Source organism: Bifidobacterium sp. CP2 (assembly GCF_018555635.1).
Taxonomy (GTDB): domain Bacteria; phylum Actinomycetota; class Actinomycetes; order Actinomycetales; family Bifidobacteriaceae; genus Bifidobacterium; species Bifidobacterium saguinibicoloris.
Window position 1 is genome coordinate 86,058 of sequence record NZ_JAFEJX010000003.1, and the last position, 18,128, is coordinate 104,185.

Annotated in this window: 19 protein-coding genes; 7 read left to right on the plus strand and 12 right to left on the minus strand. The window is 66.1% G+C overall.

Features of this window, described 5'->3' with window-relative positions; all coding sequences use genetic code 11:
- Positions 1 to 138 precede the first annotated feature (138 nt).
- The 6 genes from JS531_RS03020 (at position 139) to JS531_RS03045 (ending at position 6,189) form a co-directional block, all read left to right on the plus strand.
- Positions 139 to 1,962 (plus strand): bifunctional ADP-dependent NAD(P)H-hydrate dehydratase/NAD(P)H-hydrate epimerase, encoded by a 1,824-nt coding sequence (locus JS531_RS03020; RefSeq protein WP_214312482.1) that lies wholly within the window; start codon positions 139 to 141, stop codon positions 1,960 to 1,962.
- Between the two features lie 149 nt (positions 1,963 to 2,111).
- Entirely contained in the window at positions 2,112 to 2,741 is a 630-nt protein-coding gene (locus tag JS531_RS03025) for an HAD family phosphatase (RefSeq protein WP_214312484.1), read from the plus strand.
- Between the two features lie 94 nt (positions 2,742 to 2,835).
- Positions 2,836 to 3,501, plus strand: coding sequence for a hypothetical protein (locus tag JS531_RS03030; protein ID WP_214312486.1), 666 nt, complete (start codon positions 2,836 to 2,838; stop codon positions 3,499 to 3,501).
- Positions 3,498 to 4,298, plus strand: coding sequence for a hypothetical protein (locus tag JS531_RS03035; RefSeq protein ID WP_214312488.1), 801 nt, complete (start codon positions 3,498 to 3,500; stop codon positions 4,296 to 4,298). Before JS531_RS03030 ends, JS531_RS03035 begins: the two co-directional genes overlap by 4 nt.
- Positions 4,299 to 4,363: 65 nt before the next feature.
- Complete coding sequence (locus JS531_RS03040) at positions 4,364 to 5,020, plus strand: DUF2076 domain-containing protein (protein ID WP_214312489.1); 657 nt, start codon at positions 4,364 to 4,366, stop codon at positions 5,018 to 5,020.
- Between the two features lie 245 nt (positions 5,021 to 5,265).
- Positions 5,266 to 6,189, plus strand: a complete 924-nt coding sequence (locus tag JS531_RS03045) for a LysR family transcriptional regulator (RefSeq protein WP_214312491.1) — start codon at positions 5,266 to 5,268, stop codon at positions 6,187 to 6,189.
- A 94-nt stretch (positions 6,190 to 6,283) separates the two neighbouring features.
- On the opposite strand, the gene JS531_RS03050 is transcribed toward JS531_RS03045, so the two are convergent.
- The 12 genes from JS531_RS03050 to JS531_RS03105 all read right to left on the minus strand — a co-directional run bounded on the left by JS531_RS03050 (position 6,284) and on the right by JS531_RS03105 (position 17,059).
- The gene (locus JS531_RS03050) at positions 6,284 to 7,429 is read right to left on the minus strand and encodes a DUF2974 domain-containing protein (RefSeq protein WP_214312493.1); all 1,146 of its coding nucleotides are present in this window, start codon (positions 7,427 to 7,429) and stop codon (positions 6,284 to 6,286) included.
- Positions 7,430 to 7,518: 89 nt separating this feature from the next.
- Positions 7,519 to 7,707 (minus strand): hypothetical protein, encoded by a 189-nt coding sequence (locus tag JS531_RS03055; protein ID WP_214312495.1) that lies wholly within the window; start codon positions 7,705 to 7,707, stop codon positions 7,519 to 7,521.
- Between the two features lie 212 nt (positions 7,708 to 7,919).
- A complete protein-coding gene (gene pyrE / locus JS531_RS03060) occupies positions 7,920 to 8,621 on the minus strand; it encodes an orotate phosphoribosyltransferase (protein WP_214312497.1) in 702 nt (233 codons plus the stop codon).
- A gap of 42 nt (positions 8,622 to 8,663) precedes the next feature.
- A complete protein-coding gene (locus tag JS531_RS03065; RefSeq protein WP_214312499.1) occupies positions 8,664 to 9,638 on the minus strand; it encodes a dihydroorotate dehydrogenase in 975 nt (324 codons plus the stop codon).
- Positions 9,626 to 10,456, minus strand: coding sequence for a dihydroorotate dehydrogenase electron transfer subunit (locus JS531_RS03070; RefSeq protein ID WP_214312501.1), 831 nt, complete (start codon positions 10,454 to 10,456; stop codon positions 9,626 to 9,628). The genes JS531_RS03065 and JS531_RS03070 overlap by 13 nt, the downstream gene beginning before the upstream one ends.
- A 75-nt stretch (positions 10,457 to 10,531) precedes the next feature.
- The gene (gene pyrF, locus JS531_RS03075) at positions 10,532 to 11,479 is read right to left on the minus strand and encodes an orotidine-5'-phosphate decarboxylase (protein ID WP_214312503.1); all 948 of its coding nucleotides are present in this window, start codon (positions 11,477 to 11,479) and stop codon (positions 10,532 to 10,534) included.
- 68 nt (positions 11,480 to 11,547) lie between these two features.
- Positions 11,548 to 13,008, minus strand: coding sequence for a dihydroorotase (locus JS531_RS03080; RefSeq protein WP_214312505.1), 1,461 nt, complete (start codon positions 13,006 to 13,008; stop codon positions 11,548 to 11,550).
- A 61-nt stretch (positions 13,009 to 13,069) separates the two neighbouring features.
- Entirely contained in the window at positions 13,070 to 13,504 is a 435-nt protein-coding gene (locus JS531_RS03085) for an aspartate carbamoyltransferase regulatory subunit (RefSeq protein WP_214312507.1), read from the minus strand.
- Positions 13,504 to 14,466 (minus strand): aspartate carbamoyltransferase, encoded by a 963-nt coding sequence (gene pyrB, locus JS531_RS03090; RefSeq protein ID WP_214312889.1) that lies wholly within the window; start codon positions 14,464 to 14,466, stop codon positions 13,504 to 13,506. The genes JS531_RS03085 and pyrB overlap by 1 nt, the downstream gene beginning before the upstream one ends.
- A 138-nt stretch (positions 14,467 to 14,604) precedes the next feature.
- Positions 14,605 to 15,573, minus strand: a complete 969-nt coding sequence (locus JS531_RS03095; protein WP_214312509.1) for a hypothetical protein — start codon at positions 15,571 to 15,573, stop codon at positions 14,605 to 14,607.
- On the minus strand, positions 15,570 to 16,685 hold the full coding sequence (locus JS531_RS03100; RefSeq protein ID WP_214312511.1) for a hypothetical protein: 1,116 nt from the start codon (positions 16,683 to 16,685) through the stop codon (positions 15,570 to 15,572). Before JS531_RS03100 ends, JS531_RS03095 begins: the two co-directional genes overlap by 4 nt.
- 122 nt (positions 16,686 to 16,807) lie before the next feature.
- Positions 16,808 to 17,059, minus strand: coding sequence for a hypothetical protein (locus tag JS531_RS03105; RefSeq protein ID WP_214312513.1), 252 nt, complete (start codon positions 17,057 to 17,059; stop codon positions 16,808 to 16,810).
- A gap of 194 nt (positions 17,060 to 17,253) precedes the next feature.
- On the opposite strand from JS531_RS03105, the gene JS531_RS03110 reads away from it, so the two are divergent.
- Positions 17,254 to 18,102, plus strand: coding sequence for an aldo/keto reductase (locus JS531_RS03110; RefSeq protein WP_214312891.1), 849 nt, complete (start codon positions 17,254 to 17,256; stop codon positions 18,100 to 18,102).
- The last annotated feature ends 26 nt before the right edge of the window (positions 18,103 to 18,128 follow it).

The window sequence follows — 18,128 nt, forward strand, 5'->3', positions numbered from 1 at the left end:
GCGCTGCCGGGTCCGCCGTTTTGCCGATTGACCACTATAACGTGAGGCGTGAAAAACCGTGACGGCGACGGCGCGCGGACTAGACTGGTACGCGGAACGCGGGTCTCGAGGGCCCGCCGCCAGTTCAAGGAGGCCGTCATGGACGTCAGGAACGATTCGGAACGTCGTGGGATGCTGCTGCACGCCGCCTATCGCGCGGCCGACGTGCGCGAGATGGAGCGGCCGCTGCTCGATGACGACGTGCCGCTGATGCGCATGGCGGCCAATGCGGCGGCGCATGTGGCGGCGCGCATGCTCGACGACGCCGGCGTCGACATCGAAGATGCGTCCGTGACGCTGCTCGCGGGCGCCGGCGACAACGGCGGCGATGGCCTGTTCGCGGCGGCCGCCCTGGCCGACGAGGGCGCGACAGTCACGGCCGTGGCGACCGGACGGTCCCTGCACGACGCGGGCTTCGCCGCGTTCGTGCATGCCGGGGGCAAGGTGCTGGTCCTGGATCCGGCGGCGGAGATTCCGGGCTGCGCGTCCGGGTTCACGCCGGGCGAGGCGGGCGAACGGCTCGAGACGGCGGTGAGGCTGGCGCGTCGTTCGCATCTGGTCATCGACGCGATGACCGGCATCGGATTGGCGGGCGACCTGAGGGGCGTGCCGGCGGCGCTCGCGGCATCGTTGGGCATGCCGGCCGCAGGACCGGACCGCGGCGACGTCTCCCCGCTGCCCGACCGTCCCGCGCTGCCGGATCGCGCGTCCGACGACGCCGACCTTCCGCTCGTGCTCGCGGTGGACACGCCCTCCGGCGTCGGCGTGGACGACGGCGCGTTGACGGGCGCGTACATCCCGGCCGACGAGACGGTGATGTTCGGCGCGATGAAGCCGTGCGCGGTGCTGCCGCCGGCGACGTTCGCGTGTGGACGCATCACGCTCGTCGACTTCGGGTTCGACTTGGACGGCGTCGAACCAGCGGCCGAGGCGATGTCGCACGACCTTGCGGCCGCCGCGGTGAGGCTGCCGCGGGTGATGGACGCGAAATACTCGCGGGGCGTCGTGGGACTGGCGACGGGTTCGGCCCGCTACCCGGGCGCGGCGGTGCTGACGGCGCGCGCCGCGGCCCGCACGAACGCGGGGATGGTGCGCTACCTCGGCCCCGAGCGCGCGCAGGACATGGTGCTCGCCGCACTGCCCGAGGCGGTCATCGGCAAGGGGCACGTGCAGTCGTGGGCGGTCGGATCCGGCGTGCCGGACAACGACGGCGACCCGGAATTGAAGGACATCCAACGGCAGACGATCGCGGCGCTGCTCGCCCACTATTCGACGGACGAGGACGGTTCGCGCGTGATGCCGCCAATCGTCGTCGACGCGGGCGCGCTCGACCTCATGCCGGACCATGTGCCGCCGCAGGTCGTCATCACCCCGCATGCGGGCGAGCTGGCACGGCTGCTGGGCGTGTCGCGCACGCAAGTCGAGACCGAACCGTTCCGATACGCGACGGAGGCGCACGAACGCACCGGCGCGACCGTACTGCTCAAGGGCGCGGCCACGATCGTCGTGGGTGACGGGGAGCATCCGATGGTCTCCGGAGCCGCTCCGGCGTGGCTGGCCACTGCGGGGGCGGGCGACGTGCTCGCCGGCATCGCGGGCGCGCTGCTCGCACAGATGGACGACGACCTGGATGGCGTATCCGCCGGACCGGACGCAAGCGACGCTGGCGTAGGCGAAGGCGCCGCGGACGGCGACGCCCTCGCCTACGACGCGGCGCTCGTCGCCGACACGGCCGCCGCGGCCGCCTACCTGCACGGCGTGGCGGCCGGCATCGCCTCCGAATCGGGACAGTGCGGATGGCAGCCTCCGGAACTGTTCGGCATGACCTCCCGGCCGTCCCGTTTCGACGCCTTGGGGCGTCCGATCGTCGCCTCGGACGTGATCGCCGCGATTCCCGACGCGATCGCGGACCTCATCGGCTGAGCGGCCGGCATCCGCCAGGCCGGTCACCGGATCACGAACCCCGTCCACGGAATCCACGCTCCCGCGGACGGGGTTCCGTCATATCCGTACACTGGTCATTGGAATCCCGATCACCGACAATCGTCAACGTTCAACCCGAAGGAGCTTCCATGGCCGACTCCCCCATCACCGACGTGATCTTCGACTTCTGCGGCGTGCTGCTCGACTGGAACACCCGCGCATGTCTCGAAGGGCGCTTCCCGGACGACGTGGTCGACGCGATCTGCGCCGATGACGACCCGCACGGCTTCTTCCGCTACGAGGACCGTATGGACGCCGGCGAGGACTTCGACGACATCTACCCTGACGTGGTGCGCGAACAGGGCGAGGACATCGCCGGCATCTTCCGCTACTACATCGAGCACTACGGCGACGCGCTGCCGCGCACGCTGCCCGGCATGGTCGAACTGCTCGAGGACCTGAAGGCCCACGGCTACGGCGTATGGGGACTGACGAACTGGTCTCACGAGACGTTCCACCTCGCCTTCGAGAAGTTCCCGCGCCTCAAGGAGCTGCTACAAGGCACCATCGTCTCGGGCGTGGAGAAGATGCACAAGCCGAACGCCGACATCTACGAGCTGGCGCTCTCCCGTTTCGGCCTCGAAGCCGGACGCTGCGTGTTCTTCGACGACACCGCGAAGAACGTCGTCGGAGCGGACGAAGTCGGTATCCACGGCGTGCTCTTCGAGAACGCCCTCCAGGCGAGGGAGGCGCTCGCCGAGCTCGGCGTGACGCTGTGACGCCATGGTCTCCCTGTAAGACGGGACGAGCGCGAAGATGAACTTTGGGTGACATCGCGCCGGCAGCACGCCTCACGTCACTACAGTGGACAGTATGAAGGACGACAAACGGCCGTGGGTGGTCATCGCACTCATCCTGCTGGCGGTCGCCGCCGTGTTCGGCGGTTCGTACGCCTACGGCCGATTCACCGTCGACCCGACGGGCAGCGAAGCCTATCACCGGCTGGACTCCCGCATCGCGGCCACGCGACGCGACGTCAAGGACAACCACCGGAAGACGGCGAAGCTCACGAAGGAACGCGACGAGCTGCGACGCAAGGCGTCCGACAAGCAGAAGGCGCTCGCGGACGTCAAACGCAAGGCGGAAGGCTACGTGCCGGAAGGCTCCGTGGGCGACGCGCCGCTCGCCCTGGAATCGTTCGACGTCACCAACGAACCCCGCCGCTACCTGAGCGGCAACGAGATCCACGTCACCGTCACCGTGCGCAACACGTCGGGGCACATCCTCACCTCGGTCGGCATCAAGGGGACGGTGACGCGCGCCGACGGCTCGACGGTCAAGGACGACGTCTACGTCTCCGCCTCCTACGTGCGCGTATATCCGGGCAGGACCGTGGTATGCACCGACGTATACGACGACGCCGGCTATTCCGGGGCCACGCTCACGCTGGGCGAATACTATGCGACTACCGCGCAGGACGGCGGCAAGCAGAGCGAGGCCACGTTCACCGGAGATGCGGCGAAGAAGGTGATTCCATGACGGACGACGACAAGCACGACGAGGACGCGCCGGACGACGCGCCGAAGCAGGCCGACGCGACCGCACCGGACGACGAGCGGCATGGACGGATCGGCGACGGGCATATGATCGTCTCCGGCCTGCTCGAAGGCGCAGCCGGCAGGTTCCATGGACTGCTGAAGATCGCGGCCACGTTGGCCGTCGTCGCGCTGCTCGGATGGGTCGGGCACACCGGCATGGCCATGGGCGTCGCGTCGGTGGACGTGACACGCACACCGCAGTACGCGCAGCGCGCCCGCGACCTGCGTTGGGCGCAAAGCGATCTGAAGGAATCGCAGGAGGACGTCGTCAACCGCACCCGGGACATCGGCAAGGCCAACGACGCCATCAAGCAGGCGGACAAGGACGCCGCCACCTACCAGGCGGTCGTCGACGAGTTCGACAAGGCCGGGCAGGCCAGCGAGAGTCCGGCGATCACGGTCACCGGCATCGGGGAACGCGGCGCCAGCGCCGGCGGCTACACCACGATTCCCATGACGGTGCACAACAACACGTCGAACACGTACACCTTCTACGAGGTGAACTTCCAGGTGCAGGACGACGCCGGCAACGTGCGCCACGCCTACTTCGCGCTCGGCTCGTCCGACATCGGGAGCGGCGTATGCGGGCCGAACGCCGACTGCCATATCCAGGTGCTCGACCAATTCGACTATGCGGGTCTGACGCTCGTGCCCATCTCATGGAGCGTGAGCACCGCGGACTCATCCGGCAACGGATACGGGACGTACGGCACCGACGCCCCCACGCGGAGGTTCTGACGGGCCGGCGCATGGTAGCGCTACTCTAGGAACCGTAGGAAAAGTCCATGCAGTGAAAGAAGGACATGATGACCGTTCCACAGCAGCCGTACCCGCAGAATCCGCAGACCCCGCCCCAGCCGGCGGTTCCGCAGCAGCCCGCGGCTCCGGCTCCCACCGGCGCCCCCGCGTACACCACCGGACAGTACGCGCAGACCGGACAGCAGTACAACGCCCCCGCCGGGCAGCCCGCGCAGCCGGGCTACACCAACTACGCGGCGCCGCAGCCGGGCTACCCCACCCAGCCGACCGCGCCGGCGCAGCAGGCGCCGAACTTCCTCGACACCCTCGACGTGGCCAAGACCACCAAGCTGAGCCTCATCCTCATGGTGGTGTTCATGGGCATCGATACGCTGCAGTCGTTCATCCACCTGCTGGTCGGCAGCGCCGTCTTCAACAGCCACGCCGCGGCCACGCTGATCGTCTACTTCACCCCGTGGTCGTACCTGACGCTCGCCGTCGCCCTGTTCGCGTTCGGCATCAACACGGTCAGGACCCTGCCGTGGTACCGCATGGCCGGCTTCATCATCCTGTGCGCCGGCGCCGGCGTGGAGCTGCTCACCGAAATCCTCAACGCCGTCGAGGTGTACGGCATCGGCATTCTGCTCCTGACGTTCCTCGCCTACGGCGCGCTGCTCGCGCACGCCGTGATCCTGTTCATGGCGAAGACGAAGGAAGCCTGAGCCCATTACGGACCGGCATGGTTCATCGCCGTCCGATCCGTGACCGAAGGCCGATTCATCAAGGCGCCGTCTGCGATCGCAGACGGCGCCTTCGCCGTATATCCGCCCTTCCGCCGAAACGGATGCCGGAGAGCCCCGTTCCGAGCACCCAGACGACCGGCCCGTCTCACATGCCGTTCGTCATCACGAACATTCCCCGTTATAACCACGACCGCCGGCCAGACCTGCTGGTATAACCGGTGTTTATGACGCTTCTGCAACTCAAATACATCGTCAAGATCGTCGAATGCGGTTCGATGAACGAGGCCTCCCACGAACTCTACGTCTCCCAGCCCGCGCTGAGCTCCTCCGTCAAGGAGCTCGAGAAGGAGCTCGGCATCGAGATCTTCACCCGCTCCTCGCAGGGCATCGCCCTGACGGTCGACGGCGCGGAGTTCCTCACCTACGCGCGTCAGGTCCTCGATCAGGCGTCGCTGCTCGAGGAGCGCTACAAGAACGCGAAGCCGCGCAAGCAGCTGTGCACCGTCTCCACGCAGCACTACATGTTCGCGGTCGAGGCGTTCGTCGAGATGATCAATTCCATCAAGTCCGACGAGTACGAGTTCACGATCCGCGAGACGCGCACGCGCGACATCATCGACTCGGTCGCCAACATGCGCTCCGACGTCGGCATCATCTACCTGTCCGACTTCAACAAGGACGTCATCGGCAAGCTCCTGCGCGAAAAGCATCTGGAGTTCCATGCACTGTTCCGCGCCCCGCTGCACGTGTTCCTGGCGCGCACGAACCCGCTCGCCACGAAGAAGGTCGTCACGATGAAGGACCTCAAGCCCTTCCCGTTCATCCAGTACGAGCAGGGCGAGGACGGCTCGTTCTACTTCGCCGAGGAGGCGGTCTGGCCGGACTACTCCCCCAAGCAGATCAACGTGACCGACCGCGCCACGATCCTGAACTTCATCATCGGCCTCAACGGCTACACGGTGTGCACCGGCATCGACAACGGCGACCTCAACAACGAGAAGATCTGCACGGTCCCGCTCGACTCCGACGAGACGATGCTCGTCGGCTGGATCACCAACGAGCGCGCCAAGCTCTCCGCCGCCGCCGAAAACTACCTCGACAAGCTGAAGTCGGTCGTGTCGAGCCACGGCTACAAGCTCATCGACTAATCGTCCGCAGGCGCGTCGGCGACGTCGCTCCGGCGCCGTTCTCCCGGTCCCGCGACATCCCAAGGCTCCCTTCGGGGAGCCTTTCGCATAGCCGCTATCTGCCCGTGGGAATCACGGCGGTCACCGACGTGGCGGCCGTCGCGGCGAAGCCCTTGAGCACGTCGAGCATCACGCTCCGGTCCTCGGAGTCGATGCCGCGGGCGGTGGCGAGCATGACCGGCAACGCCTGCGTCCAGTGCGAGGAGAGTTCACCGAAGGTGGCGTGCCCGCCGTCCGGGGCGACGGCCCGTCCACCGGCCTCCAGTACGGCGAACAATCCTTCGATGAAGAGGCGTCGACGCTCGTCGTCGTAACGCGCCATCCAGTCGTTCAGCGTACGCGCCGCGTATCGTGCGCCCGCGTCAAGCCCGTCGGCGCGCACGAACGTGCCGTCCGCCACCTGCCAGTGCAGGGCGAAGTGCTGCATGATGCCGAGGCCGTCGCTGTTCACCACCGTGTAGCCATCGGCGGCGTCCTCGCGCGATTCGAACAGCATGCCGATGATCGACGACTCCGGCACCGACTTATGGACCTTGGGAGCGATGTCCGCGTAACCGGGCGTCGCGAAGAACGCCTCGTCGAAGCCCGGGCCGTCGTGCGAGTAGACGCCCGTGATGCGGCGTCTCACGTCGGCGGGCGCGCAGGCGGCGGCGTAGACCGCGAGGTTGCCGCCTTTGGAGTGGCCACCGACCGCAATCGGCCCGTCCCATCGTGCGGCGATGTCGGTCAGGTACCGGACGGCGGACTCCTGCGAGGCGACCGGACGCCGGAACGCCATCGTGAAGTCCTCCTTCCACCCGACGATCGAACTGTCGGTGCCGCGGAAGGCGACGTACAGGGAGCCATCCCCCACGTCGAACGCGCACGCGGCGAACTGCTTCGTGGTCTCGGGATCGAACTCGTCCACATATGCGCCGACACGCAACCCACGCCATCTCGGACTTTCGGCCATCGCGCGCAGCAGGTCGACGTTGAGAGGCGGCGACCACACGCGGCCGAACATCGCCTCGTAGCATTCGGCGCGCAGCAGGTCGCGCAGCGGCACGGTAGGCAGGCCGGCTTCGTCGGGCCGGTACCGCGGCACGTTGTCGGGCATACGCGCATACGCCAATTGGGACAACGCGAGACTGTCCGTCTCGTTGAACGACGACGCGGCGAACGTATCGAACCGCGTGCGGATGTCATCGGTGATGTTCCCCATGACGGACTCCCTCGTCGAGGACGTGAATCACCTCCATCGTACGCTTCCACGGACGAGACCGACCGTCGTGCGTGACCCGTGACGTGCGATCAGAACGGGAAATACCTGCCCTGATCCATCTTGTGCGACACCTCGCGCATCTCGCGCGCATATTCGCGGTCGGTCTCGTCGCCATGCGACAGCCTGTCCGCCTTGTCGTCAAGATGATGCTGCACCCCGAACACGGCGCACAACGCCACCACCGCGATGAACCCCACAACCACCGCAATCCACAGCATGATGACTTCCCTTCCCTCATCTTGCGACGTTCACCGATGCCATTATAGGTGGCCGAGGAACGGAAACACCCGTCGGACGATGCGTGGGCGGCACGTTCCGCAGACTCCGGAACGCACGAAACCCCAGCCGGGAGGGCCGGGGTTTCGTGGCGATGCGTACGTGACGCGTCGGCGTTCCCACCGTCGTGTCCGCTGACAGGGGATGACGGGAATCAGGCGCCGTACCGTGCGAGGTACGCGTCCGCCGCGGCCTTGATCTCCGGGGTCACATACGGTTCGCCGGACGTCGTCTCGATGTGCTGGCCGGCCTCGAAGATCTCGCGCACGTTGGCGATGGCGAACACGGGGAAGCCGAACTCGGCTTCGACGGCCTTGACGGCGGAGGTGTCGGAGTCCTTGGTCTTCTCCATGCGGTCGACGGAGAGCACGAGACCCACGACCTCGACGTCCGCCTCGGTCTTGAGCTTGGGGATAACCTCGCGTACGGCGGTGCCGGCGGTCATCACGTCGTCGACGAGCAGCACCTTCATGCCGTCCTTGAGCTGGGTGCCGACCATCATGCCACCGTCGCCGTGGTCCTTCTTCTCCTTGCGGTCGAACGTGTAGCCGATCTCCATACCGTGCGCGGAGGTGAGCGCGATGGCGGTGGACACGGCCAGCGGGATGCCCTTGTAGGCCGGGCCGAACACGGTATCGATGTCCTTCGGGAGACGTCCGGTCTCGATCTCAGTGGCGACCTTCTCGGCGTAGAACGCGCCGAGCGTGGCGATCTTCGTGCCGTCGTTGAACGCGCCGGCGTTGATGAAGTACGGGGACTTGCGGCCGGACTTCAGCGTGAACTCGCCGAATTTGAGGGCCTGCGCCTCGAGCAGGAACTGCGTGAAGCGGATGTCGAGCGATGCGGTGTCAATCATAGGGTTTCCCTTCCTTGGAACGGGTTGCGTGGTGTGCGATGGTCAGCGCCAGGTCTCGCCCGCGGCGAGCTTGGCGGCGAGTTCCGGACGTTCGTCGAGCAGGTCGTCGAGCTCGCGAGCGACGCGCAGGGGCGCGACCGGATCGAACAGCGCGGCGGCTCCCACTTCGACGGCGTTCGCGCCGGCATACAGGTATTCGAGCGCCTTCTCGCCGGAGTCGATGCCGCCGATGCCGATGATCGGAATCTCCGGCAACACGGTGCGCGTGCGGTAGACGGCCACGAGGCCGACCGGCAGGACGGCAGGCCCGGACACGCCGCCGGTGACGTTGGCGATGATCGGTTCGCCGGTGTGGATGTTGATGCGCATGCCGAGCAGCGTGTTGATCATGCTCAGCGCGTCGGCGCCGTGTTCGACGGCCGCGCGCGCCGGCACGGTGATGTCGGTGACGTTCGGCGTGAGCTTGATGATCATCGGCTTGTCGGTCATCGGGCGAAGCCGGTCCATGAGCTTGGCGAGGGCCACCGGGTCGGTGCCGACGCTCATGCCGCCGTGGGTCACGTTCGGGCAGCTCACGTTGATCTCGAGCATGTCGGCATCGGAGTCGGCAAGTTTAGCGACGACGGCCGCGTAATCGTCGTCGCTGTGGCCTGCCACATTGGCGACGACCGTGGCGCCCGCCTGCTTGAGCTTGGGCAGGTCGTCCTCGAGGTAATGGTCGACGCCGGGGTTCTGCAGGCCGACGGCATTGATGTTGGAGGCAGGCCCCTCCGCGGTGCGCGGGGACGGATTGCCCTCCCACGGTACGGGCGAGCAGCCCTTGGTGGAGACGGCGCCGAGCTGGCTCACGTCGTAGAACCAGCGCACGGCCGCATACTGGAACGTGCCGGAGGCGGTGCCGACCGGGTTCTTCCAGGTGACGCCCGCCACCTGGGTGGGGTGCTTCCACTCATGCTTCTCATACAGGTTGATGTGCTTGCCGTTCGAAGTGGTCCCGGTCATGCTCACTCCCCCCATCCGAGCTGTTCGCGGGTGAACACCGGTCCGTCGGCGCACACCTTGAGTCGGCCGTCGACGGTGTCGACGGTGCACAGCACGCAGGTGCCGTAGCCGCAGCCCATGCGCTGCTCCATGCTCAGCTGGCAGGCGAGGCCCCGCTTGGCGGCCCATGCGGCGACGGCCTTCATCATCGGCAGCGGACCACAGGAGAGGATCATGGTCTCCAACCCTTCGGCATGAAGGTCTCCGGAGGCTTCAAGACGGTCGAGCAGCGTGATGACGTTGCCTTCGGACTCGTCGATGCTTACGGTGGAGTCCGCGAACGGTGCGACGAACCGGTCGGCGAAATGCTCGTCTCGATAGCCGAACACGGCGGTGGTCCTCATCGCCGGGTCCTCGGCGAGGCACTGGGCGGTATAGATGAGCGGCGGCACGCCGAGGCCGCCGGCCACGAGCACGTAATGGGCGGCCTGCTTGGTGTTGAACGGACGTCCGAGCGGGCCGAGCACCTGCAGCGGGTCGCCGGGTTCGAGGCCGGCGAATTCGGCAGTGCCTTTGCCGACGACGGCGAAGATCACGCTCACCTCGTCGTCGTGGACCTCGCTGACGCCGAACGGGCGCGGCATCGGCATCAGCGGATCGTTGGTGAACAGGTTCACGAACTGGGCGGGACGGGCGTGCTTCGCGATGTAGGGATCACGGAAGGTGAGGCGCGTCACGCGGTCGGCAAGCGTCTCGACGCGGGTGATCTCGACGGGGTGGCGCGGCGGGAAGTACCCGGCCGCGACGGCCTCGTCCACCACGTCATAGGTCGGGGTGAAGGTGGCGGTCATCATGCTCCTTGTCGAAGGATGGTTCGGGTGAGGGATGAATCGGAGGTGTCGGGAGACGGATCGGAGGCTCCGGACGGCCTACAGCACGGCGCGCAGGTCGTCGCGCATGGCGATGGCGGCGTCGCGGGCGCTGTCGAAGACGAGGGCGATTGCATCGTCGGCGGACATGGATTCGGCGTAGCCGCCATGCTTCCTCCACGCGCCGATGATGCCGCGTGAGGAGTTGACGATGGCGCCGAATCCGTCCTTGTCGAACATGCCTCGCACGTCGGCGGCGGTGCCGCCCTGTGCACCGTAGCCGGGCACGAGGAAGAAGGTGTGCGGCATACGTGCACGCAGCGCCTTGCCCTCCTCGGGATGGGTGGCGCCGACGACCGCGCCCACGCGCGAGTAGCCGTGGCTTCCGATCGTGTCGGTGCCCCAGCCTTCGACGAGGTCAGCGACGTGCTCGTACACCTTGGATCCGTCGGCCAGGTCGAGCATCTGCAGCTCGCTCGAGGACGGGTTGGAGGTGCGCACCAGCACGAACAGGTCCTTGTCGGTCTGCTTGGCGGCGTCGACGAACGGGGTGATGCCGTCGGTGCCGAGGTACGGATTGACGGTCACGGCGTCCACATGCCACGAGTCGTGGCCTTCGACTCCGGTGAGCATGCGCGCGTAGGCGGCGGCGGTTGAGCCGATGTCGCCACGCTTGGCGTCGGCGAGCACGTACAGTCCCTGCTGGACCGCGTATTCGCAGGTCATCGTGTACACGTCGACGCCGGCGGGGCCGAGCGCCTCGTACATGGCGATCTGCGGCTTGACGGCGGGCACGATGCCGGCGACCGCATCGATGATGGTGCGGTTGAACTCGTAGAAGGCGACGGCGAGCTGTGCGGCGGGCACCTCTTCGGGGGTGTCGACGGAGTCACGCACCTCCTCGGCGAAGCTCGCGACGACCTGCGGCGGCACGAGCGCCTCGGTGGGGTCAAGCCCGACGACGCTGGGGTTCTGCGTCGCCTCGATCGCGTCGATGAGACGGTCCATGGTTGTTTCCTCCTGGGAGTCGTTTCCGGATCGGTTCCGTCCTCGGACGGGTTCGGTCGCGGTTGCGGTCAGATTCGGCTGAACGCGAGGTTGCGGCCGATGATGGTGGCGAGCGGACGGCCGGTGACCTTCCATCCGCCGAATGGGGTGTTGCGCGCCTTCGAATGGAACGCCTCCGGGTCGATGGTCCATTCGGCGGCCGTGTCGAGCACGACCAGGCCGATGCCGTCGGCGGTCTCGTCGCGTACGGCCGAGAGGTCGAGCACACGCTTGGCGTCCGGTTCACGGGAGGCGTCGGTCTCGCGGTCGAGCAGGGCGTTGACGTCGGTGGGCTCGTGGCCCATCAGCCGCATCGGCTCGACGCTCATCAGCTCGATGAGGCGCTTGTCGGAGATGAAGCCGCCGTCGACGAGACGCGAGTGGCATACGCCGTATGCGCATTCGAGGCCGATGATGCCGTTGGGGGCTTCGAGGAAGCCGCGTTCCTTCTCCTCCATCGTGTGCGGCGCATGGTCGGTGGCGAGGAGGTCGACGGTGCCGTCGGCGATGGCCGCGATGGTGGCCTTGCGGTCGGCCTCTGAACGAAGCGGCGGGTTCATCTTGGCGAGGGTGCCGTATTCGAGCAGCGCCTCATCGCTCAGCGCGAGGTAGTGGGGCGCGGTCTCGCAGGTGATCGGCAGGCCTTCGGCCTTGGCTGCGCGGATCGCTTCGAAGGAGATCGCGGTGCTCACGTGCTGGAAGTGGATGTGGACTCCGGTCTCGCGGGCCTTGGCGATGTCGCGCGCGACGACCTTGAGCTCGGTGTCCTCGGGGATGCCCGGCACGCCGAGTTCGCGGGAGACGGGGCCCTCGTTGACGGCGCCGGTGTCGTGGTGTTCGCAGTGCTCGATCAGTGTCAATCCGCTCGCCTTGGCCAGCGCGAGCACATCGTCGAGGGTCTCGGGAGTGACGGCCGAACCGTCGTCGCTGATTGCGGTGACGGGGTGGTCGAGCTGGCCGGCATCCTTCGTCTCGTCGTCGACGCCGGGCATGTACCGGCGCCACTTCGCGAAATCCGTGGCTTCGTGGCCAGCACGACCCTTGGACGCGCACACGCACAGGTCGTAGCGTACCGGCAGGTTCACGCCGTGGACGGTCCCGTAGTGCTGGAGGTAGTCGATGACGGTGTCATAGCCGGCGTCGAGCACCTCCTTCGCGCCCGGAGCGGCCGGGTCGGAGATTCGTTCGCCGTCCATGGCGGGCACGGTGTTCGGCATGATGAGCACGTCGGTGTAGCCGCCGGAGGCCGCCGCCGCGCAACCGGAGATCATCGACTCCTTGTAGGTCTGGCCGGGGTCGCGGAAGTGGACGTGCGGGTCGGCGAATCCCGGTGCGAGGGTCAGTCCGGTGGCGTCGATCTCGATGTCGTCGGCCGTCGCCGAGCCGTCGGCGCCTCGCGCGCCGTCCTCGAACAACGTCCCGTCCGTGGGCACCTTCAGGTCGATGATCTCGTCGGTGTCCCACACCTTGATGTTGCGCAGCGTAAGCATTGGCTCTCCTTGGGGCTACGAATCGTCCCGGGGCGGCTCCGCCGGATCCGGGACGACGGATTCACAGCTTGGCTTCCTCGTCGCAGTAGTCGCAGCGGTACTCCTGACGCTCGGAGTGCGTCAGGTGGAACATCTGGTCGATGCCGCGTTCGGTGGTGGTCACGCAGCGCGGGTTGCGGCAGGTGAGGATGTTGACGACGTGCTCGGGCAGCGTCGGGGTCTTCTTCTCGACGATGTGGCCGCCGCGCACGATGCCGACGGTCGCGGTGCGGGCCACGAGGCCGAGCACGTCGAGGTCGATGCGCGGGTTCTCCTCGCCGTCACGGTCCTCGATCTTGATGATGTCCTTCGAGCCGTAGAGGTGGCTGTCGGTGTTCATGATGAGGGCGAGCTTGGTCTTCGCCGGATCGATCTTGAGGTAGTCGAGCACCTTGAGCGCGGTGCCCGCCGGCACGTGGTCGATGATGATGCCGTTGACGATGCTGGTGACTTCCATCAGGCCTGGACCTCCTTGGTCTCGAGCGGTTCGTATCCGGGCAGTTCGTCGCCCATCACGGTGCTTTCGAGCGCCATGCGCATGAGCATGCCGTTCTTCACCTGTTCGAAGTAGGCGGCGCGCGGATCGTCATCGACTTCCACGGCGATCTCGTTGACGCGCGGCAGCGGGTGCAGCACGGCCATGTCCTTCTTGGCGTGGGAGAGCTTGTCCTCGTCGAGGATGTAGGTGTCACGAAGACGCAGGTAGTCGTCCTCGTTGAAGAATCGTTCCTTCTGCACGCGGGTCATGTACAGCACGTCGAGGTCGCCGATCACGGAGACAAGGTCCTTGACCTCCACGTAGGAGCAGGACGGGGTGGCATCGATGCGGTCGAGCACATACTGCGGGGTCTTGAGCTCGTCGGGGCTGATGAGCACGAAGTTCACGTTGCCGAAGCGACACAGCGTCTCGATGAGCGAATGCACGGTGCGGCCGAACATGAGGTCGCCGCACAGGCCGACGGTCAGGTTGGTGACGCGGCCGAAGCGGGACTGGAGGGTCGCGAGATCGGCGAGCGTCTGCGTCGGGTGCATGTGGCCGCCGTCGCCCGCGTTGATGACGGGTACGCTCGCGGCACGGGAGGCGACGAGGGCCGCGCCTTCCTTCGGATGGCGGATGGCGACGACGTCGACGTAGTTGGAGACGGTCTTCAGGGTGTCGGCGATGGACTCGCCCTTGGTGACGGAGGCGAGCTGCGCGCCGGCGAAGCCGATGACCTTGCCGCCGAGACGCAGCATCGCGGTCTCGAAGCTCAGACGGGTGCGGGTGGACGGCTCGTAGAACAACGTGGCGAGCACCCTGCCGTCGCACGCGTGCGCCACTTCCCTGCGATGGGAATCGATGTATTGCGCCTTGTGCAGCAGGTCCTGGATCTGGGGGATGGAGAGGTCGTCGAGGGAGATGACGCTCTTACCAATCATCGGCGTCTCCGCCGGCTCTTGTGGAGTTGACACGGCTCACCTTTCGTGCGTTGAAGCGGATAAGGTGGCCACTAACGTGACCTATCCGACTATAGACCATTTCGCCGACGCGCGACGCACCCATCCGTCGCCCGCGCGTCACCGTTCGTTCATATTCACCATCTGCCGCCCGTCGTATTCACGGAGCAACCGTTCCAACGCCTCACGCAGCGCCTTGCGGCGCCTGTAGCGCCGCAGTAGCAGATCCGTCTCGGTCCGCATCCTGTCCGGACCGAGTGAATCGGCCAGGCGACGCAATACGGTGCAGATACGTTCAATGTGTTCCTGCATGTCCGCGCGCATGAGCGGGGAATCGGCGTCATGCAACGGTTCCAGCAGCAGTGCGCACGCCTGTTCGGCATCAGATTCCGCCATGACGGCGAACAGTTCGTCGATGACCGCGTCGGCTCGCAGATCGCGGTTTCTCGACCGGCAGTACTCCCATGCGGCCTCGCCGAGCCTCTCCTGTTTCAGGAGCATCTCGTATGCGGGGTTCCTCCCGTGGACCATGGGGTTGCCGTGGTAACGCTGCTGCAGGTCGACGATGCGCCGCACGCAGTCGGACCACTCGTCTCCTGCGAGTTCGCGCAGCGAGCGAATCAGTCTCCTCACGGCGCGATTGGACTCCTCCGTCCCGATGCGCCCGTCGTCCCTGCTGGTGATGATGCGATACGAGTACAGGCGTCGCAGCCCGTCCGCATCGCCCAATCGTTCGTACGCGGCTTCCAGCCAGGTCCAGCAGATGCTTGGCGGGTTCAGCACCCGTGGGACGGCCCGTTCATCGTCGCCGCCGCATCCGCAGTATTGGAACAGCCGGTCGGCGTGGCGCGCGTTGTCCACGGTCACGGCCCTTTCGAGGTCGTCCATGGCGAGCAGACGCTCCATGAAGGCTCGTATCCACTCCCAGCCCTGCACGTCGGTGATCATGCTGTAGTCGGTCGTCTCGTCGCGGGTGAACGCATGCCCTCCGAAATGGTCATAGATGTATGCGTAAAGCTCGCGGCCCGCCGAACCGTCGCCTATGATGGCCGGACCGTCCGTCCCGTTCCGCTGTTCGATGTCGTTCATCGTTCCGGTTCCTCCTGTCGCGGCATCTCATCCGATTGGCCTTCGCCCGCACCCGCCGTCTCATCCGGTGCTCCGTCATCCGACGCACCGTCGACCGGTGCGGCCTCATCCGCCGTCGTTTCGTTCATCATTGTTCCGTCCGCTTCGGTTTCATCCGGATGATTCGCGTCCGATGTCCCCTCGTCCGATGTGGAATCTCGCGTACGCTCATCAACGGTCCTAAGGTATTCGGATAGTTCGGCCCGCAGCTCCGAACGATGCGGGAACATGCTGATGATGTCCTCGCTGCATGCGGCGGCTTGTTCGAAGCCGTAGACCGCCTCGATCTTGCGGATCCACCGTCCCACACGCTTCGCGGACCGCGCATCGTCGGATTCATACAGCACCGAATCCGGGTCCTGAAGCACCTCGCACAGACGCCGCAACGCCTCCTGCGCGTGCTGCGGGTCCAATGCGATGACGTCGAGCATACGCACCATCACGTCCGGGGATTTCAACCTTGTGTATTTCATCGCGGCATCGGCCAATCGATCCTCACGCAGCAGACGTTCGTAGGCCGGGTTCACCGCCGGCCACATCAGACCGCGGCGCTGCTTCTCGCACAGGGAGACGATCAGATCCCGGTCTTCCTCCCAATGCTCACCGCTGATGTACCGGAGCCGTTCCACGTAGACCGCCTCCGGATAGGTCTGGGCGATGAGGATGTAGTACGCATACAGCCGTCGCAGTCCTTCGACGTCTTTCAAATGCTCGTAGGCGGCCTCCAGGAACGTCATCCAGGTATGCGGCAGTTCGTCCAATCTGGCCGGTCTGACGAACGGCACCATGAGACGCATGTTCGCCAATGCCACATCGGCTTCCCAATCCTTGTCTCGCCTGCGTCTTGTCGACGCATGCTCCTCGGCCATGGTGTGTGAGCGTGGCTCGAAATCATTATCATGGGCACGTCTGGCCTTGCGGCGACGCACCTCCCGGTCATGCGCGCTCTCCCCCGTGGGGATATCGTCCTTCTCCGCATGGGCGAGGTCGCCCAGTATCGTCAGTTCGTCATGAAGCAGCAGTTTGCCCAGATCCGAAAGGCAAAACAGCCGTTCCAGAAGACTCCGGACCATACGCCATTCAGTCTCCCCGAAGCCGCGCCACGCGGGGAACGTCTCAATGGCATACATGCCCACGAGGGGCGAGGCAGCGGACGTCGGAAGCGTACCGGGCCTTGAACGCTCGTCCATGGCGATCAGCACGCCGGCCACATGCTTGCAGTAGGTGACCCTTGGGCATACGGGCATGTACATGCGGCGGAGACCACCTTGCCGTGGCGCAGCCGCACGTCGACCTGATACTCCTCCTCGCCTCGCACCACGGCATGCCACAGCCCTTCGGCGATCTCCATTGGCGCATCGACCTTGCCGGCGTCGTAATACGCCTGCCCGCGATCGAACACCTTCCCATTGAATAGGCTGTGGTATCCATCATTCAGTTGTTCCATGACCGCACCTCCTTGGAAGACATCATCAGGCGCAATCCGCATGCCGGTACATATCTACCGGTATCCGCACCGCTTCGGCGTGTCGCGGCGTTCGCCCAACGAGGATGCGCACCCGACGCGCATCATACGGGTCCTAGAATCAGAATCGACGATACAGCTCCATTCACACCAACGGAGGACCCACCATGGCTGCATTGCTCGAACCACCGGCCATTCCCACGCGTCGCGCGCATGACGGGCTGGAACTGCCGGCCATCGGCTTCGGCACATACAAAGTGAACGGCTTCGCCGGCGTCGAGGCCATCAGCTCGGCGCTCGAGGTCGGATACCGGCTGCTCGATTCGGCGTTCAACTACGAGAACGAGGGCGTGGTCGGCAAGGCGATCCGCGAATCCGCCGTACCACGCGAGGACATCATCGTCGCTTCGAAGCTGCCCGGCCGCCACCATCAGTACGATCAGGCGCGCATCGCCATCGAGGAGTCAGTGGCACGCATGGGCCTCGACTACATCGACCTGTACCTCATCCACTGGCCGAACCCTTCGCAGGGCCGGTTCGTGGAGGCATGGCAGGCGCTCGTCGACGCCCAGAAGCAGGGCATCGTGAAGCATATCGGCGTGAGCAACTTCCTGCCCGGCCACATCGACCTGCTCATCCGCGCCACCGGCGTTACCCCGTCGGTCAACCAGATCGAGCTGCACCCGTACTTCCAACAGACCGAACAGCGCGCCTACGACGACGCCCACGGCATCATCACCGAGGCATGGAGCCCACTCGGCCGCGCCAACCAGATGCTCAAGGACCCGACCGTCACACGCATCGCCGCCAAGCACGGCGTCTCCCCCGTGGCCGCCATCCTGCGCTGGCATGTCCAGCTCGGCGACGTGGCCATCCCGAAGTCGATGAACCGCGAGCGCCAGCGCGCCAACCTCGATCTGACCGGTTTCACGCTCGATGAGCAGGACATGAAGGACTTCGCCGCCATGGACAATCCCGAAGGCCGTTCCTTCGCGCAGGATCCGCACTGGCACGAGGAGGACTGACCGGGAGTCCCGGGCCCCGGAAGGAA